Source organism: Ascidiaceihabitans sp. (genome assembly GCF_039986515.1).
Taxonomy (GTDB): Bacteria; Pseudomonadota; Alphaproteobacteria; order Rhodobacterales; family Rhodobacteraceae; genus Ascidiaceihabitans.
Genome location: NZ_JBDWQO010000002.1, coordinates 19,014 through 34,917, shown reverse-complemented (window position 1 = coordinate 34,917; position 15,904 = coordinate 19,014). Strand labels below are relative to the sequence as shown.

General features: G+C 54.0%; 18 protein-coding genes, 1 tRNA gene and 1 pseudogene. 15 read left to right on the top strand and 5 right to left on the bottom strand.

Annotated elements, in window-relative coordinates:
- A pseudogene (gene tuf / locus ABJL60_RS00355) lies at positions 1 to 163 on the top strand (elongation factor Tu); the annotation flags it as partial.
- A 121-nt stretch (positions 164 to 284) separates the two neighbouring features.
- On the opposite strand, the gene ABJL60_RS00350 reads toward tuf, so the two are convergent.
- Entirely contained in the window at positions 285 to 1,259 is a 975-nt protein-coding gene (locus ABJL60_RS00350; protein ID WP_348376079.1) for a DMT family transporter, read from the bottom strand.
- 145 nt (positions 1,260 to 1,404) lie between these two features.
- Between ABJL60_RS00350 and ABJL60_RS00345 the strand changes: the two genes are divergently transcribed.
- The 7 genes from ABJL60_RS00345 to ABJL60_RS00315 all read left to right on the top strand — a co-directional run bounded on the left by ABJL60_RS00345 (position 1,405) and on the right by ABJL60_RS00315 (position 6,981).
- Positions 1,405 to 1,908, top strand: coding sequence for an anthrone oxygenase family protein (locus ABJL60_RS00345; protein ID WP_348376078.1), 504 nt, complete (start codon positions 1,405 to 1,407; stop codon positions 1,906 to 1,908).
- A gap of 18 nt (positions 1,909 to 1,926) precedes the next feature.
- Positions 1,927 to 2,574 (top strand): CatB-related O-acetyltransferase, encoded by a 648-nt coding sequence (locus ABJL60_RS00340; RefSeq protein WP_348376077.1) that lies wholly within the window; start codon positions 1,927 to 1,929, stop codon positions 2,572 to 2,574.
- Between the two features lie 243 nt (positions 2,575 to 2,817).
- Positions 2,818 to 3,666 (top strand): MaoC family dehydratase N-terminal domain-containing protein, encoded by an 849-nt coding sequence (locus ABJL60_RS00335; protein ID WP_348376076.1) that lies wholly within the window; start codon positions 2,818 to 2,820, stop codon positions 3,664 to 3,666.
- The gene (locus tag ABJL60_RS00330) at positions 3,663 to 4,904 is read left to right on the top strand and encodes a CoA transferase (RefSeq protein WP_348376075.1); all 1,242 of its coding nucleotides are present in this window, start codon (positions 3,663 to 3,665) and stop codon (positions 4,902 to 4,904) included. Before ABJL60_RS00335 ends, ABJL60_RS00330 begins: the two co-directional genes overlap by 4 nt.
- Before the next feature lie 146 nt (positions 4,905 to 5,050).
- On the top strand, positions 5,051 to 6,106 hold the full coding sequence (locus ABJL60_RS00325) for a GSCFA domain-containing protein (protein ID WP_348376074.1): 1,056 nt from the start codon (positions 5,051 to 5,053) through the stop codon (positions 6,104 to 6,106).
- Positions 6,090 to 6,857 (top strand): hypothetical protein, encoded by a 768-nt coding sequence (locus ABJL60_RS00320; protein ID WP_348376073.1) that lies wholly within the window; start codon positions 6,090 to 6,092, stop codon positions 6,855 to 6,857. Before ABJL60_RS00325 ends, ABJL60_RS00320 begins: the two co-directional genes overlap by 17 nt.
- 48 nt (positions 6,858 to 6,905) lie before the next feature.
- Positions 6,906 to 6,981, top strand: a tRNA-Trp gene (locus tag ABJL60_RS00315).
- 124 nt (positions 6,982 to 7,105) lie between these two features.
- On the opposite strand, the gene ABJL60_RS00310 is transcribed toward ABJL60_RS00315, so the two are convergent.
- Positions 7,106 to 8,017: an SMP-30/gluconolactonase/LRE family protein gene (locus ABJL60_RS00310; RefSeq protein ID WP_348376072.1), complete on the bottom strand. Its 912-nt coding sequence runs from the start codon at positions 8,015 to 8,017 to the stop codon at positions 7,106 to 7,108.
- 284 nt (positions 8,018 to 8,301) lie between these two features.
- Between ABJL60_RS00310 and ABJL60_RS00305 the strand changes: the two genes are divergently transcribed.
- Positions 8,302 to 8,667, top strand: coding sequence for a hypothetical protein (locus tag ABJL60_RS00305; RefSeq protein ID WP_348376071.1), 366 nt, complete (start codon positions 8,302 to 8,304; stop codon positions 8,665 to 8,667).
- A 297-nt stretch (positions 8,668 to 8,964) separates the two neighbouring features.
- Here ABJL60_RS00305 and ABJL60_RS00300 read toward each other — a convergent pair whose 3' ends face one another.
- Positions 8,965 to 9,750: a hypothetical protein gene (locus tag ABJL60_RS00300; protein ID WP_348376070.1), complete on the bottom strand. Its 786-nt coding sequence runs from the start codon at positions 9,748 to 9,750 to the stop codon at positions 8,965 to 8,967.
- Positions 9,747 to 10,787, bottom strand: a complete 1,041-nt coding sequence (locus ABJL60_RS00295; protein WP_348376069.1) for a GSCFA domain-containing protein — start codon at positions 10,785 to 10,787, stop codon at positions 9,747 to 9,749. Before ABJL60_RS00295 ends, ABJL60_RS00300 begins: the two co-directional genes overlap by 4 nt.
- 308 nt (positions 10,788 to 11,095) lie before the next feature.
- Between ABJL60_RS00295 and ABJL60_RS00290 the strand changes: the two genes are divergently transcribed.
- The 3 genes from ABJL60_RS00290 to nusG all read left to right on the top strand — a co-directional run bounded on the left by ABJL60_RS00290 (position 11,096) and on the right by nusG (position 12,832).
- Complete coding sequence (locus ABJL60_RS00290) at positions 11,096 to 11,779, top strand: hypothetical protein (RefSeq protein WP_348376068.1); 684 nt, start codon at positions 11,096 to 11,098, stop codon at positions 11,777 to 11,779.
- Positions 11,780 to 11,911: 132 nt separating this feature from the next.
- Complete coding sequence (secE, locus tag ABJL60_RS00285; RefSeq protein ID WP_108830234.1) at positions 11,912 to 12,109, top strand: preprotein translocase subunit SecE; 198 nt, start codon at positions 11,912 to 11,914, stop codon at positions 12,107 to 12,109.
- 189 nt (positions 12,110 to 12,298) lie between these two features.
- Positions 12,299 to 12,832: a transcription termination/antitermination protein NusG gene (gene nusG, locus ABJL60_RS00280; RefSeq protein ID WP_348285763.1), complete on the top strand. Its 534-nt coding sequence runs from the start codon at positions 12,299 to 12,301 to the stop codon at positions 12,830 to 12,832.
- Between the two features lie 88 nt (positions 12,833 to 12,920).
- On the opposite strand, the gene ABJL60_RS00275 is transcribed toward nusG, so the two are convergent.
- The gene (locus tag ABJL60_RS00275) at positions 12,921 to 13,340 is read right to left on the bottom strand and encodes a hypothetical protein (protein ID WP_348376067.1); all 420 of its coding nucleotides are present in this window, start codon (positions 13,338 to 13,340) and stop codon (positions 12,921 to 12,923) included.
- A gap of 504 nt (positions 13,341 to 13,844) precedes the next feature.
- Between ABJL60_RS00275 and rplK the strand changes: the two genes are divergently transcribed.
- The 3 genes from rplK to ABJL60_RS00260 all read left to right on the top strand — a co-directional run bounded on the left by rplK (position 13,845) and on the right by ABJL60_RS00260 (position 15,612).
- A complete protein-coding gene (gene rplK, locus ABJL60_RS00270) occupies positions 13,845 to 14,270 on the top strand; it encodes a 50S ribosomal protein L11 (protein ID WP_108829473.1) in 426 nt (141 codons plus the stop codon).
- Between the two features lies 1 nt (position 14,271).
- A complete protein-coding gene (gene rplA / locus ABJL60_RS00265) occupies positions 14,272 to 14,973 on the top strand; it encodes a 50S ribosomal protein L1 (protein WP_108829472.1) in 702 nt (233 codons plus the stop codon).
- Positions 14,974 to 15,174: 201 nt separating this feature from the next.
- Entirely contained in the window at positions 15,175 to 15,612 is a 438-nt protein-coding gene (locus ABJL60_RS00260) for an SMI1/KNR4 family protein (RefSeq protein WP_348285760.1), read from the top strand.
- Positions 15,613 to 15,904: the final 292 nt, after the last annotated feature.

The following is a 15,904-nucleotide window of genomic DNA, read 5'->3' as shown; positions in this document are numbered from 1 at the left end:
AGTTGCGCTGCCAGAAGGCACGGAAATGGTTATGCCGGGCGACAACCTGAAGTTCGACGTTGAGCTGATCGCGCCTATCGCGATGGAGCAAGGCCTGCGCTTCGCGATCCGCGAAGGCGGCCGCACAGTCGGCGCTGGCGTGGTTTCTAAAATTACTGAGTGAGTTGTGCGGGCATAAGCCCGGACAATTGGTGGGTGGCAGCATATCGCCAGATGCGCGAGAACCCACTCCCTCTCACTGAGGCACCAAAGAAAGGCCGCCCCATACACCGGGGCGGCCTTTTTCAGTCCATGCCTTTGGTTCTGTTGCGCCGCAGAACATGTCCGACGCGTAGAGATGCCACATGCCCGATGCGGGTGCGGGTCTTGGACACAGGCGTCGTGCTGGACACATCGCTGGTTGCTTCGCGGCGCAGGATGTAAAAGCCCGAAAGCGCAATCACAATCGTCCCCAGATAGGTCGACCATGTGGGATATTCCCCAAACAGGAAAATCCCGAACAAGGTCGCCCAAATCATTTGCGAATATTGCATCGGGGCCACAACCATCGCATCCGCACGGGTGTAAGCCGCCACCAGTAGCGCCATTGCGATCAGCACCAGAAACGAATCCAACGCCAGTAACCCCATGTCGTGCAACGGCACTTGCACATAGACAAATGGCAGAACCATTGCTGTCAGTATCAAGTTCGTCATCATAGGGTACATGATCATGACGACCCCGCGTTCGTCCTTGCCAATCTTGCGGGTGATGATGGACACCATGGCCCCTGCAAAGGCCGCAACCAGCGCTGCGATGTGTCCGGCCTCAAGCGGGCTGGCACCGGGCTGCAATACGATCAAAACGCCAATCATGCCGACGCCAATCGCCACCCCCCGCCGCAGTCTTACGACTTCGCCCAATACGGGGATCGCCAGCAAGGTGATGATCAAAGGTGCTGCAAAGATGAACGCATAGACCTGTGACAATGGCAATTGCGTGATGGCGTAAAACGCACACAGACCAGACGCCGCCCCGCTGATGCATCGCAGCCCCATCCAATAGGGGTGGCGCGGTTGCAAGGTGCTGGCTTTGTGATCCCGCATCAACACCAGGGTGATGATGGGAAAGCTGAACAGGGCGGTGAAAAAGACGATCTGAAAGACCGAATAGGCCCCACCCAATTGTTTGATGATCAGGTCATGTGTGGAAAAGATTGCAAAGGCCACCAGACCAAGAACAGCACCGAAGGTGTTGGGCGACAATTCGGGCCGGGGCATGGGACAATCCAATACAAGCGTTGACGTGGTTTAAGGGTAGCATAGGCATTGCGTCTGTCACCACGTGAAGTTTGGCAACATATTTCAGCGACGGAACACGCCATTGCTTGCGTATCACATGCAAGGCTTCAAAAGGGTTCACATTATGCTTCTTCGGTTTTCCGCGCTTCTTTCCCTTGTGTCCTTTGGCGCAGTTTTCGGGTTTTTTTACGCTTGGGTGTGTTCAACCATGTGGGGGCTGGATCAAATTGACCCAAACGTCGCAATCACTGCAATGCAGGGTATGAATGCGTCTGTGCGCAACGAAGTTTTTGCTGTGACCTTCTTTGGAACACCTTTCTATGCCGCGCTCACAGCGTTTTTGGCATGGCGGGCAGGGTACCGCGACGTGGCGTGGATATTTGCGGGGGCAGGGGGGCTCTATGTTGCGGGGGGAATGGTTTTGACCATGAGCCAGAATGTGCCGATGAACGAAGCGCTGGCTTTGGTGCCTCATACCGTCGATGCTGAGACCGCAGCGCAGATATGGACCGATTATTCGCCCAGGTGGCAGGTCTTTAATCAAATCCGCACCGTTCTTTGTGCGGGTTGTCTGGCCTTGGCGGGATGGGGGCTGTTGCGTCTGGGGGCGGATGCTAAACAGGCATAACCCAACACCGGAGCCAACATGCTACCTGATCCAGACGCGCTTTTTCCCGTCACGTTACCCGATGGCACGCCATGGCCGGGCACGGTATTTTTGCGCAATGCATTGACCCATTCCAATATCGAAGTTGGTGACTATACGTATTTCAGCACCTTCGATCCACTGCCGGACCCAAGCGGATATGCGGCACGATTGGCCCCTTATCTGTTTGAAGGCGCCAAAGACCGTTTGCGCATCGGCAAGTTTTGCCAGATCGCCCATGGCACGCGTTTCATCACACATGGCGCGAACCATGCGATGGATGGTGCGTCTACTTTTCCGTTCCCGATTTTCAACGCCGACACCATCGGTCGTTACCGCGACAGCTTTGTCCAGAAACGCGATACTGTGGTGGGCCATGATTGCTGGTTGGGGGACGGATGCACCCTGTTGCCGGGGGCGCACTTGGGCAACGGTGTCATTGTGGGGGCTGGGGCTGTGGTTGGCGGTGATGTTCCCGACTATGCCGTTGTGGTTGGAAACCCCGGCCAAGTGATAAAGCTGCGCTTCGAAGAGGATGTTGTTGAACGCCTGCTGACGCTGGCGTGGTGGGACTGGCCAATGGACAAAATCAACGCGCATCACGAGGCCATTGCAGGGGCTGACATTCCGACGTTATTGGCGCTTTAGGGGGCCTTTCAGGTCAAATCAGCGTCGTATGCGGTTGTATGCCCAGATTCTTTCGCCATTAGCGGGAATGCTGCATGTGCAAAAGCAAGACGAAATAACCTTTTTGTATCAGTCTGTCGCGCGATTGCTGCATGTGCATAAATGCGGCCCGGTATACTGTGGTATTCAGTTAAGTCATTAATATTACTTGATTAATTTGCAAAACTTGGTCCATCTGAAGGGGTACGCAGAAGGAGGCAAAGTATGGATCAGGTGAATTTGACCGCATGGGAAGGCCGCACAGATACCCAAAGAGGGGGTGTTTCGGAACAGCTTGCCGCACAACTTCATGCCACACTGGGCAATCCACGTGATGCAGCCCCCGTACAAGGCGATGTTTTGCCTGCGTTGTGGCACTGGTGCGCCTTTCCGCCCACAACCCCGATGTCCGAATTGGGGGCCGATGGGCATCCGTACTTAGGTGGGTTTTTGCCGCCTGTGCGTCTGGATCGCCGGATGTGGGCTGGTGGCGCTTTGCAATTTGGCGCACCGCTGCGGGTGGGTGAGCGCTTGGAAAAGCGATCCTCAATCCGGTCGGTTTCGGAAAAAACCGGCGCGGCCGGACCGATGGTATTTGTCACTATTGATCACGCCATTTACGGTGAAAGCGGTTTGGCGATCAGTGAACGACAAGACATTGTCTATCTGGCTATTCCGGACAGCTACACACCGCCAAAGAAACGGGCCATGCCGTCCAAGCCCGATGTGCACACCACGCGCAGCACATCCGAGACCTTGTTGATGCGGTATTCCGCCGTGACCTTTAACGCGCACCGCATCCATTATGATCTGCCGTATGCGCAGAACGTTGAACATTACCCCGGGCTGGTTGTGCATGGGCCGTTGCAAGCGACGTTACTCATGCAAACGGCAGCCGCGCACAAAGGGCGTATGCCGCAACATTTCGACTTTCGCGGTGTGCATCCGATGTTCGCGGGAGAAACGCTAGAGATCATGGCAACCCAAGATGATCCCGAAACGCTGTCCATGGTGACAGGCACTGGCGGGCATCAATGCATGCAAGCCACAGCAATCTGGGAGGGCACGGTATGAGCGGCATTTTGAACGGTATGCGCGTTGTCGAAGGCTCCGCCTTTGTGGCTGTGCCTTTGGCGGGAATGACGCTGGCGCAAATGGGGGCTGAGGTGATCCGGTTTGACCGCATTGGCGGCGGATTGGATGCGGGGCGGTTGCCTGTCGCCCCTTCGGGTCAAAGTCTGTTTTGGGCCGGAATGAACAAGGGCAAAAAATCCATTGCTGTCGATATGAGGTCAGACCGCGGACGCGAGTTGATCACCCAGATCATCACCGCCCCCGGCGAGGACGCGGGGTTGTTTCTGACCAACCTTCGTGTGCGCGGTTGGATGGATCATGAAACGCTAAGTCAGTATCGCAAAGACCTGATCATGGTGACGCTGACCGGCGATCGCCATGGCCGACCGCAAGTGGATTACACTGTGAACCCTGCGTTGGGCATACCGCACATTACAGGGCCACAAGGCAGCGCCGATCCGGTGGCCAATGCTTTGCCTGCGTGGGATTTGATCGCTGGAAACTTGTGTGTGTCTTCCTTGTTGGCGGCTGAACGGCACCGCCTGCGGCAGGGTGTTGGCCAAGACGTGGAACTGGCATTGAAAGACGTTGCTGCGGCGACGCTTGGCCATCTCGGTATGATCGGTGACGCTGTGATGAACGCCGATGAACGGAGCAAAGCAGGCAATGCGCTTTATGGGGCGTATGGACAGGATTTTGTCTGTGCCGATGGCAAACGGGTGATGATTATCGGACTGACTGACCGCCAGTGGCGTGGGATCGTGAAGGCCACAGGAACGCAAGCCCAGATGCAGGATCTATCAACCCGGCACGGGGCCAATCTGATGGATGAAGGAACACGCTGGTCGCTGCGCGATGACATCACAGCGATCTTGAAGCCTTGGTTCGCCGTCCGCAGGGTTGCGGAGTTTGCCGAAGATTTCAACGCAGCAGGGTTGACGTGGTCGGAGTTCCGCACAACGCGGCAGGCCTTGTCACATGATCCCGATCTTAGCACCGAAAACCCGATGTTTGACATGCTTCATCAACCGGGGCTTGGCACGTTTCCTGTTCCGCAAAGTCCGGTGCAGTATTCACAAATGCCACGTCAAGCTGCGCAACCTGCCCCGGCGTTGGGGATGCACACTGAAGAAATTCTTGGCGATGTTGTGGGGTTGCCGGATCGTGAAATATCCAAGTTGTTTGACCTAGGGGTTGTTGAAAGCCCTGCATTCTCTGCGGTGCGTCCCGCCGCCTGATAACAAGGTCGGGCAGTTTCGCCACACCGTTGCTGCGTTGTTGCGGGGACATTCTGGCAAGTCTTGCGTGGATTGCTCTGCTGCCGTTAACTTTGTCTTAAGGTGACGCCAAAAGTCGCCAAAGATTGAGCAAAGGCAGGCGATACGTGACAAATCCCTATGAGAATTTGGGCAGAGAAGCCTATTGGAAAAGCGCAGTTGCAGAACCGGGTGCCCATGGGCTGTCCGGTTTGTGGACGCCAAAGTTTGCGATCAAGCCCAAGCATAAAATCGTGACGGCTGGCTCGTGCTTCGCGCAGCACATCGGGCGTGCCTTGGCAGATCGGGGATACAGCTGGCACGACTGCGAACCGGCACCGCCCTATATGCATGGTCAAAAAGGGCGTGATGCCGGTTACGGTGTGTTCAGCTTTCGCACCGGCAACATCTACACCCCCGCGATGCTGTTGCAGTGGTTGCAACTGGCCTATGGGGTGCGCGAAAACCCGACGGAAGTATGGGAACGCAATGGGCGGTTTTTTGATCCTTTGCGCCCTGCGATCGAACCAGATGGTTTTGAAAGCGCTGACGAAGCCCTTGCATCGCGCAGCATTACTTTTGCGGCTTTGCGCCGCGCCGTCGAAGAGGCCGACGTATTTGTGTTCACTCTTGGCCTGACGGAAAAATGGCAAAACATCGAAACTGGCATCGAATACGCCATTTGCCCCGGCACCGTGGCAGGCACCTTTGATGACACCCGCCATAAGTTCGTAAACACCAACACGCGTATGGCGTTTGCGGCCTTATCGGATGCCATGAAACTTCTGCGGCGCAAGAACAAGCGTTTGAAGGTGTTGCTGACGGTCTCGCCCGTGCCTTTGACGGCCACGGCGTCTGGTAAACACGTTCTGACAGCCACCCAATATTCCAAATCTGTATTGCGCGGCGTGGCAGGAATGGTGGCGGATGACATGCAGCACGTGGACTATTTCCCGTCTTATGAAATTATCACGCATCCTATTTTCCGCGGTATGTTTTTTGCGCCCAACATGCGGTCGGTGGAATCCGAAGGGGTGGCGACGGTGATGAAACATTTCTTTGCGGATCAGGCGCGTGTGTTTGGTGCCGCCCATGCCACCTCTATGACCCGCGCGGTGCCTGTTATGGCATCCACGGATGACATCAAATGCGAAGAGGAGCTTTTGAATGCCTTCGCAGCCTGATGTCACACGCCTTTGTTTTATCGGCGATAGCCAGTTGGGGAGTCTGCAAAGCGCATTGAAAGAAGGGCTGACAACTGTCCCGAACGGTATCGATGTAGAATTTTGGGGCGCCACGGGGCCTGCGTTTCGTGGCATCTATTTATCAGATGGCGCTATGTGTGCGACAGGCACCGCCAAAGACATGGCGACAACCATCAACGCCAAAGGCCGCGACCGCATTGCGCCGGGTGATTTTGATACATTGGTGTTTTATGGCGCACGTTTGCGCATGCCCGATTTTTTCGGCCCGCTTTTGGATTGGGCCCACACCCACGGCGATCTGCCAAGCCGCCGCGTTTTGCAGACGTCTGCCGAGGAATTCGTGCGTGAGACACGGGCGTTCCGCATGGCGCAAGCCTTTGCGCGGGAAGGGGACCGCGTTCTGTTTGTGCCGGGGCCCCTGACAACGGAAGGTGTGGTTAATTTGCGCAAAAAGCAGCGTGTGTTGCATCACTATCCCGGCGCAATTCACGGAACAATTCAGTGGCGAGACCGATTATGGTCAGCTTTGGAAGACGTCAGCGCATCGGCTGGAATAGAATTTATCCGCCAACCCGAAGACACGATCACCAAAGGGATATTGACGAAAAACGAATATGCCTGCGCAAACGCTCGGGAAACAGAGGATACAGGGCACAAGTCACCCGCCTTTGCCGTACGCTGGATGCAAGAGGTCTGGCCGCATCTGGAACAAAAAGTCAAAGTAGCCTGAGAACGGACTTGCAAAAGAAAAACACCCCGCATATCTACTGCGGCCAGTAGGGGCGTAGCTCAGTTGGTAGAGCGGCGGATTCCAAATCCGTAGGTCCAGGGTTCGAGTCCTTGTGCCCCTGCCATTTTCAAACATTTGTCAGTAGACCATAAGAGTGCAGATTTGGAGCATAAGCTTGCTGATCTGCCCGTTTGGTTAGCTTTCAAGACCAATTTGAGACTGCAATCGAGTTGATACCTCGCTTTGGGCTAGCGGAGACAATCTCGGTGGACCGTTGAGTTGGTAAGGCAACGCTTTTTGGTAGCGTTTACCGTAGGTTCGAATCCTACCACCCCAACCAACTTTCCTATTTTGTGCCGTCCGGCGTGAATCGCAACTTGTCCGGCGAGAAACGCAACTTCTGTCGGGTAAACACTTGTGGACGCCGTGATGAACAGGCGGTTGCGTTTCGGCCCCCCGAAACAGACATTCGAAACCTCCTCGGTAACAAATATTTTACCCAAAAGCGTTCCGTCCGGGTGGTAGCAATGAACGCCGTCCATCGCGCTTGTCCAGATGCGGCCCAGAGTATCAAGGCGGAAACCATCGAACACGCCTTGCTCGCATTCTGCAAAAACCTCGCCTCCTGAAAGCGCACCACCCGCGCTAACCGAAAACGCACGGATATGATGTTCGCCGCTCGGATAACGGGTTCCGCCACTATCGGCGATGTAAAGCGTTTGTTCATCCAACGAGAAGGCAAGCCCGTTTGGGCAGGAAAAATCGGTCGTCACCTGTGTGATGCCGCCTGTATTGGGGTCAAGGCGGTAGACGTGTTCGCCATCCAATTCCGGTTCGGCTTGAAACCCCTCGTAGTCGGACTCGATCCCATAAGCCGGGTCACTGAACCAGATCGTACCATCGGATCGGACAACTACATCGTTGGGACTGTTGAAGCGTTTTCCTTGAAAGCGGTCAGCTAAGACAGTGACCGAGCCGTCATATTCGATCCGGGTTACTCGCCATTTTCCCTCAATGACTACAAACAACACTTCGATGCAGATGCGATTTTCAGGCTCTGGACCGAGATGGATACGGACTAAAGATGTTAGGTGCAAATTGAGAAAGATTTTAAGAAATAGCGCTCGTTGTCTAAAATGCGGCGATGAAGTCGAAAGCAAGACGGTGTACGATGATCAAACTTGCTCGTGCGGAAACGTGACAGTTGATGGTGGCCTGGAGTATCTTCGGCGATCCGCTGTCGACGTCAACTTGATCGAAGAAACAAGTGTCCAGGAAACGAATTAAATTCATGATGACCCAAGACAGTTCATTTTTACACAGCGCTCTAGCCTCTGTGCAGAGTTTTTTGAAGCACTGCACTTGAGGGCTAACTTACTAGCACTTGATATTAAATTCTCGATGCATAACTAGATCTAGTATTGTAGTATTTGAGAGGGACAGCATGAATATCAGATCGCTTGGCGTATTGTTCACTTTGGCTTTGGCTTACATTGTTGCTTATCACTCAACTTCAAGTTTGGCTCCTTTCGTATTGGTTGGCCTTTACGCTGCATTCGCCGCTTTGGATATGCCAGATTTTGAGAACGGATCATTCAAAGACGCAATTATTTGGTTACTTGCTAAGCCCATTCTTGTTGCTGCGAGTGCTACTTTTGGACTTATCACAGTTGCCCTTAAAACTGGCTCTGACTTCCACGCAGCTTACATCGCTCTAGGTGTAGGAATCGTAGGGTTATTTTTGATAGCCAATCTGTTTGTTTTCTCTTCATTGATGGGCAAGCAACTTGTCGTTCAACTGCGGGCCTAGACAACAATAGGTTCTTGGCTAGTCGTCTACAAATATTGACATTTGAAATGCAGTTGCTGGCGTGCGCTAGCAACTTTGGATTGCGCGCGTCCTTGATGATGGTTCCAATCGGTATGCATATGCCTAAAAATAGCACGCTTTTATTTTAACATTCTTGGACGTCAAAAATAGTACCTACTATCAGCACCTTAAAGCATAGGTTTGGGGGGGGAGGCGTAAGATCTGCACTCTTATGCCTTACTGACAACATTACAAAAGACATCCAAGCCGTAGATGATCTCCGGCTTTAGGCAGGTGTCAGGCCTTTAACAGCTTTTGCAAAATGCTTTTGCGAGCCTTGCCTGTTTGCGGGGTGTCTGTTTGCGATGTGTCTGTTGTGGTTTTCGCATCCTCCGCACCGCTTGTTTCATCATCCAGAAACGCCGCAGCGTTGGCCAAGGCCAAAATACCATAGTCTTTGTTGCCGTGATGCACATCGGTGTCGGACATGGCCTGATACGACGCCCGCATGAAAGCGCCATCATGTGTGTCTTTGGGGGTGTCGATCACCGCTGTCCCTGTTGCCTCGACCAACGCGCATACTTCGGCGCGATAGGTTTCATCCACATGCACCAAGACGCGTTCATCAATGCCGCTTTCCGTCAATGCCCGCCGTGACAGACGCGGTGGCTCCAGAACGGCCACACTGATGCCGGCGGATATGGCAGCTTTTAAAAGCTGTATCATGGATGCTGTGCGATCTTGTGCGAGCGTTTTGATAAAGTTGCCGGATGCCAGTTGCCGCTTTGGAAAGTGTTCATGCATCGTCCAGGGCGCTGTGCTTTTCCAAAAGCGGTGCCGGGATACAAGGCTGCTGTGAAGCGGCCCCGACAGTACAACGCGGTCGCCTTTGGTCAGGGTCACATCCAATGGTACGCTGGCAGAGGTGTTGTCCGCAAAAACGCGCAAAGTGTCACCGACAACGTCCAATTGCATATCGATCAGGTTCTTGCCGTGATTTGCGATTAACGTATAGGGGGATGCCTTCGGGCCGATGGCCGCTTTCAAAGCCGAAACATGAGAATCGCCAAAGATAAGTTTCATTCCGCGAACTCCTTTGTCAAAAGCGCATCGTCACATTGTTCGTACCCGAAATCGTTGTCGATCTCTTCGGACGCGGGCCCTGCGGCTTGCCCGATTTTGTTGACTTCAAAGAACTGCCGCATGACTTCACGCACCCCGAAGGCAGACACTTCACGCAAGTCGGGTTCATACAGCGAATGACGGCTGGGTTGCCCTACGATGATCTCGTAGCTGGGGAAATAGGTTACATCATCATGTGCGGCGCTAAGTTCGCCGGCCACCGCCCGCAATACGGATTTTGAATGTGTGGTGGCTGTCAGGACATGATTGTCCGTGGCTGTGGCTGCCAACCCTACCGGAGAGACCGTAAGCAAAAAGCGCGCGGATGGATTGGATTGATGGATGCGGGCACGTGCGGCTTCCATATCGGCCATAACTTCGGAAAAGCGTAGGTTCACAAATTCATACAGGGCGGGGTCGTAGTTGCCAGCCACCACGCCAGGGGCGGTGGGATAAACGGTGCCGTCTTGCGTGGATGCCCATGTTTCTGTCAGCCCCATGGTGAAGACAAACACATCCATGGTTTCAAACATGCGCCGCACCCGCCGCAAATGCCGTTCGCGCAGCACGCGCACTTCCGCCACAGAGCCGAAACCGCCGTCTTCGATGCTGGGACGTAAGGCGTCGTAAAAACGGCCGTCTTTTTCCCAGATCGTGTCCAGTGGTTTTGCCTCACCAAAGGCTTCACGCACCAGCTGCAGCAACTGCCGCGAGGTGTAGATATTACCGTAGCGGCAAGAATAGATGCCGTATCCCAGCTTTGCAGCCGCAGCGTCGCTTAGCAGTTTGGACGGCGCTTCCATGTCCATATAGTTGAGCCCGCGGATTTTCAGGTTGTGTCCGATGTGCTGTGCAAAGCAGCTGCCGGCCGTCGCAATCTTTGCGGTATCCAGGCCTTCGATGCGTGGAATGATATTGTCCAAGTCGGAAAAATGACGGTCCGAAACGGCGCGCTTCCAAAAGGTATGGGCGGGTCGGCCAGAGTACGGATTGGGCATGGGGGCGTTCCTTGCAGTCTTGGTCCGGTCAATCGGGACGTCTTGCCGTTGCAGCCTTGGTCTTGACTGCAGCAGGCTTTACAAACAGTTAAACCACCCGCCGGGCATTGTGAAGGCACCGCCACACGGCATGGTTACCGGCTGCAAGACAACGGATGCCCCGTTTTTGCCGCAGTCATGGCATGAGATGGCCGCATTTCTTTGTGAAAATGTTCGCGGGATGGCTGATCTGCCCTAATCCTTTCAAAAAGTCTGGCTTTTCAAAATGACCAGCTTTTCAAATGACTGTAATTTGACACGAGTTCACCATGCGCCACGCAACCGCTGATACATCTGACGACACACCTCACATCGAGACGGACGTGACCCTCCACGCGATCCGCTCGGTGTTGATGGACCCGATGTTGATGGAAACCTCCGAGGGTTCCGCCAGTGTTCCCGTGGAACGGCCTGCCGTGCGCCAAACGGTCATGGCGGGCGCGGTGCGTGGTCCGGAACGCAACCATTCAGACGCTGGGGCGGACACGCCTGATGGCTGCGCAAAAGATGCGCCCATGGATAAAGAAACAGCCCAACGTTTGGATATGGATACTATCAAATCTGCGCTGGGCGCCTACAGGCCGACGCCAAAGCATGTTGTCTTGGCAGTGTTTGCGCTGCTGCTGCTGCTCCGTCCGCATTGGGTTCTTTTGTCGCTTGCTTTGGCGCTGTTTCTGACAATTGGTGCTTTTGTGTGTTTCGGCGCAGATCGCATGTGGGGAATGCTTATGGTCGCATTTCAACGCTTTTCGCAGCGGCGCCCCGAACAGGCAGCCCGTCTTGGTTCGAAAATGGATGCTTTCGCGCTGCGATGGGATGCTTTGCTTGACCGGTTCCCGGAAGGCTCTGTGGACGGGCTGTATTTGCCGGACTTTCAGGCCTTTAGCACACGCGACGACGCCCATGCCGAAGCGATGAACGCGCGGTTGGCACAAATGCGCAGCGAAGCCTGACCCCATACGACACATTGTTGTCTTGAATTTGACGTCTGCCACGGTTACATGGGCCAAATCGCACGGCTCAATGCGCATATTGCACATGGTTTTCGGGTTGCGCATACAGACGGGCACATAGGGACGCTTCACATGGCTACGGTAAATCCACTTCAGTTCATTCAGCAAGTTCGCTCAGAGGTCTCCAAAGTTGTGTGGCCCACGCGCCGCGAAGTGATGCTGACAACTGTGATGGTATTTATCATGGCGGCACTGACTGCGGTGTTCTTTGCATTGGTCGATATCACGATCCGCTGGGGCCTTCAGTCTGTGCTGGGCATGTTCGGCTAAGACGGCTTGGGGGTGGTGTAAGCCCTTGAAGTGTGAGGGTTTGCAGAGTAAACGGCACATCTAACCGATAGACAGGCGTGCGGCGATTCGAGCCTCGCGCCGATTTTTATTCGGAAGCGGTTGTGGAAACAGGCGCGAAATCAATGAATTACGGCGCAGCAGCGCCACGGCAAAAGGGCGAGCAGTCAGATGGCGAAACGGTGGTATTCGGTCAGTGTTCTTTCCAACTTTGAAAAGAAGATTGCAGAAACAATCCGCACATCTGTCGCTGAAAATGCGCTTGAGCACGAAATCGACGAAGTTCTGGTCCCGACAGAAGAAGTGATCGAGGTCCGTCGCGGCAAGAAAGTGACCACCGAGCGTCGCTTTATGCCCGGTTACGTTTTGGTCCACATGGAAATGTCCGACCGTGGCTATCACCTGATCAACTCTATCAACCGCGTCACAGGCTTTTTGGGGCCACAAGGTCGCCCGATGCCAATGCGCGACGCTGAAGTTCAGGGCATTCTGGGCCGCGTGCAAGAGGGCGAAGAAAGCCCACGCACACTGATCCACTACGAAGTGGGCGAAAAAGTCAAAGTCAACGATGGTCCGTTCGAAGATTTCGACGGTATGATCGAAGAAGTGGACGACGAGAACCAGCGCCTCAAAGTGTCTGTGTCTATTTTTGGTCGCGAAACACCGGTCGAACTGGAATTCCTGCAAGTCACCAAACAGATCTGATCGCGCACGCGGCATATGCAGGCAGTATTTTCAAAAACGCCGCTCCGGTTTGGGGCGGCGTTTTGCGTTTGTGCTGGGGGTTTTGACCCTAGCGGAACACCAGCAAATAGCGCGGCGAAGCCAGTTCTGCGTGATACGATGCGATGGCCTGCTGTGCGGGGATGCCAAGGCTGGTCGCACTGTCGGACCAACCTGACAGGCGGGCTTGCGCCGCTTGTTCCAATTCGCTCAGCAGTGGGCCGTCGGGATAGGACACGTCCAACCCCGTATCGAGCATGATCTGACGGTGCCCGTTGTCAAATTCATCCGATGCGGCAGGCCTTTGGGTTTGGGACAGGGTCATGCCAGACACAAAGTTGATGATGTTCTGGCCTTCGTCATGGTTGCCGTAGATGGCAGCATTGCGTTCTTGCACAGGCTTTGGATCGATACTGTCTAAACCTTCAAAATACTGCACCGCATAGCTGTTTTGGATCAAAATAGTCAGACTTCGACAGGTGGTTTTCATGCAGGTCACATTTTCATGCAGGTCACAAAGGGATACTGCAGTTTGTTGCGCCGATCCCCCCATCAACGGGAACATCGGACGTTCCAGCAAAGGATGTGATTCGCGCAAGTAGCCATTGAACACATAAGCGGCATCGACTTGTCCCGAGGTAACCAGATCAAGTTGCGCCCTGAGCTGCAAGGGCAGGGGGGGGGGCGGCGATCAGGGCCCCAAGTACACCTCCTTTGAGATTAAACATCTCTCGCCTGCAAATTGTTAAACTATGGGTGTATGAAAGCAGAAAACCCTTTTTGGGCGAAGCGGCACACGGCGTGACAAACCATAATAAAACAGGGTAATTGTGGGATTCAGACCCTTGCAAATATGCGGTTTTGGGGCTAATGAGCGCCGTGTTGCACATGCAGCATTCGATGTGGGAGGCGGCACGCACGCGAGCGGGCACCGATACCACATAGCAACCTGACCTTGGAAACGCGTTCCAAGGCGCTTAAAAGGAGAAGGCCCATGGCCAAGAAACTCGCAGGGACGATGAAATTGCAAGTCCCAGCCGGGCAAGCAAACCCATCCCCACCCGTAGGTCCAGCATTGGGTCAACGCGGCATCAACATCATGGAATTCTGTAAAGCGTTCAACGCCAAAACAGCGGACCTTGAACCAGGTGCACCTTGCCCGACCGTCATCAGCTACTATCAGGACAAGTCCTTCACAATGGACATCAAGACGCCACCAGCGTCCTACTTCCTGAAGAAAGCGGCCAAAGTAAAATCCGGCGCGACCAACCCGTCCCGTGAGACTGTCGGCACTGTGACCGTTGCTCAGGTGAAAGAAATCGCCGAAGCGAAAATGAAAGACCTGAACGCCAACGATATCGATGCGGCGATGCAGATCATTCTGGGCTCCGCCCGCTCTATGGGCATTGAGGTGAAGTAAGATGGCAAAATACGGAAAACGCGCAACAGAAGCGCGCGCAGCATTCGCCGGCAAAGCTTTGTTGTCTGTTGAAGACGCGGTGGCCTTGGTCAAAGGCAACGCAAAAGCCAAATTCGACGAGACCGTTGAAATCGCCGTGAACCTGGGTGTGGACCCACGTCACGCCGACCAAATGGTTCGTGGTGTAGTTGGCCTGCCAAACGGCACCGGCAAAACAATGCGCGTAGCGGTCTTCGCCCGCGGCCCGAAAGCCGATGAAGCGAAAGCAGCAGGGGCCGACATCGTTGGCGCCGAGGACCTGATGGAAATCGTGCAAGGCGGCAAGATCGAATTTGATCGCTGCATCGCGACACCAGACATGATGCCAGTTGTTGGTCGTTTGGGTAAAGTTTTGGGTCCACGTAACCTGATGCCAAACCCGAAAGTCGGCACAGTGACCATGGATGTGGCTGATGCTGTGAAAGCGGCCAAAGGCGGCGAAGTGCAGTTCAAAGTGGAAAAAGCAGGCGTTGTACACGCAGGCGTTGGCAAAGCCTCTTTCGACGAAGCCAAGCTTGTCGAAAACGTCCGTGCGTTCTGCGATGCGGTGGCCAAAGCCAAGCCAGCAGGCTCCAAGGGTGCCTACATGAAGAAAATCGCACTGAGCTCTACTATGGGTCCAGGTGTGACAATCGAAATCGACAGCGCGATCGCCAAAGACTAAGCGTTCGTAGAATAGATTTGGAAAAGGCGCTCTGGATTGGGGCGCCTTTTTTTGTGGGTCATTCAAACGTGCGATGTTTAGGTGTGCCTTAAGCCCCTGAGATTGCTAAATGCAGAAATGGCAACTTCGAACCCGTAGTGTAACTTGCAAAAAGACGTTCTATATTGTCGATCAAATGTCAAACTAAGCGCTCCTTAAAACATGTCTTTGAAAGCCATAATTCCAAACGCGAGACAGGCTGATCCAGCTTCGTGTGATGAAGTCCATGAGGTAGAACGACAGCTTGGGATCAAACTTCCACGGGCTCTACGAGAACTTTATCTTGAGTGCGACGGCTTTAGGGAGCCAAAGGGTAATGCTAAATATCTGCTTTCCCTCACGAATGACGACTTCATAGGTTCCCTTTTTGAAACAACACGTTCGCAATGGGCAAATGACGAATATTGGCGTCCAACTGGGATCGATCCAACTGAATTCATCTTTTTTGGGTATTCATCGGCTGATGAAATTTGGGGCATCAGGATCAAAGCCCCAAATGACATCATTGAGTATCACCATAATCAAGAAGGCGATGTTACCCGACTGGGCAAGGACGTCATAGACGTCTTCCGAAATGACTTTCTAAAGTATGAAGACTAGAGCGATACAGCCTTCAAAATAAGTACTCTATGAACGGCGGCAAGGTCCGCATAGCGGCCGTTGCCATCGGTCCATCAATTCTATCGAAGAGTGACACACGCGGTCAAAGGAATCCTACACGGGGGCTTCACAACCGCACTAAAACCCCCTAAACGCACATCTGCACGCAACAGCTTCCGAGTCGCTGTGTGCACATTCGTCCGAGACGGTGGGTGAAGGTTTCCTTCATAATTCCTGCCTGAGACGGGAAAGACCAGATTACTTCCGCCTCTCAGAGGCGTGTGGCGATTTT